General features: G+C 70.6%; 1 protein-coding gene. It reads left to right on the forward strand.

The annotated features are described in order from the left end of the window. On the forward strand, nucleotides 1-1,330 hold a 1,330-nt coding region (locus HLH27_RS16860), incomplete at both ends, for a hypothetical protein (RefSeq protein ID WP_456305497.1).

The raw sequence follows: 1,330 nt of genomic DNA on the forward strand, positions 1-1,330 counted from the left end.
AACTCGACTTCGTGCCGGTGGCCAACTTCAACGGCCAGCCCGGCGCCCTGACGGTCCAGGCAATCGACAGCAGCAACAACGATACCGGCGCGGCGCCGGTCTATACGGATGACAGCGGCACCCCCGTCTATGGCGCCGACCTGGCCGGCACCACGACCGTACGGGCTGGCGTCGACGTCAACAATGCCGGCGGCACCTCCTCGATCAGCGCCACCACCGCGCCCCTGACCATCCAGGTCGCCCCGGTCAACGACGCCCCGATCGTGGTCGCGGGCAAGGAAACCGAGACCCTGGCGGCAGGCACCGAGGACGCAGCCGCGCCCCCGTCCGCCACCGTCCACGACCTGTTCAACCCCAGCTTCAACGACGCCGCCGACCAGCAGCAGGCTGCCGGCGGACCCACCGCCTCGACCGCCAACACCCTGGCCGGCGTCGCCATCACCGGCAACACCGCCAACGCGACCACCCAGGGCAGCTGGCAATATTCCACCGACGGCACCCACTGGACCGCCATCGCCACCGACCTGTCGGCCGGCAACGCCCTGGTCCTGTCGCAGGGCGTGGACCTGCGCTTCGATCCGGTCGCCAATTTCAACGGCCAGCCTCCCGGCCTCACCGCCACCCTGATCGACAGCAGCAGCAACAGCACCGGCGCGGCGCCGCTCTCGGGCAGCGGCGGTAGCGCCGTCTACGGTGCCGACCTGCTCGCAACCCCGATGGCCCTGGCAGGCGTCGACGTCACGGTAACCGGCACCACCACCTCGCTCAGCACCGCATCGGTCACCCTCGACACCTCCGTTGCCCAGCTCAACGACGCCCCGATTGTGGTCGCGGGCAAGGAAACCGAGACCCTGGCGGCAGGCATCGAGGACGCAGCCGCGCCCCCGTCCGCCACCGTCCACGACCTGTTCAACCCCAGCTTCAGCGACGCCGCCGACCAGCAGCAGGCTGCCGGCGGACCCACCGCCTCGACCGCCAACACCCTGGCCGGCGTCGCCATCACCGGCAACACCGCCAACGCGACCACCCAGGGCAGCTGGCAATATTCCACCGACGGCATCCACTGGACCGCCATCGCCACCGACCTGTCGGCCGGCAACGCCCTGGTCCTGTCGCAGGGCGTGGACCTGCGCTTCGATCCGGTCGCCAATTTCAACGGCCAGCCTCCCGGCCTCACCGCCACCCTGATCGACAGCAGCAGCAACAGCACCGGCGCGGCGCCGCTCTCGGGCAGCGGCGGCAGCGCCGTCTACGGTGCCGACCTGCTCGCAACCCCGATGGCCCTGGCAGGCGTCAACGCCACGGTAACCGGCACCACCACCTCGCTCAG

This window comes from Gluconacetobacter takamatsuzukensis, from assembly GCF_014174275.1.
GTDB lineage: Bacteria > Pseudomonadota > Alphaproteobacteria > Acetobacterales > Acetobacteraceae > Gluconacetobacter > Gluconacetobacter takamatsuzukensis.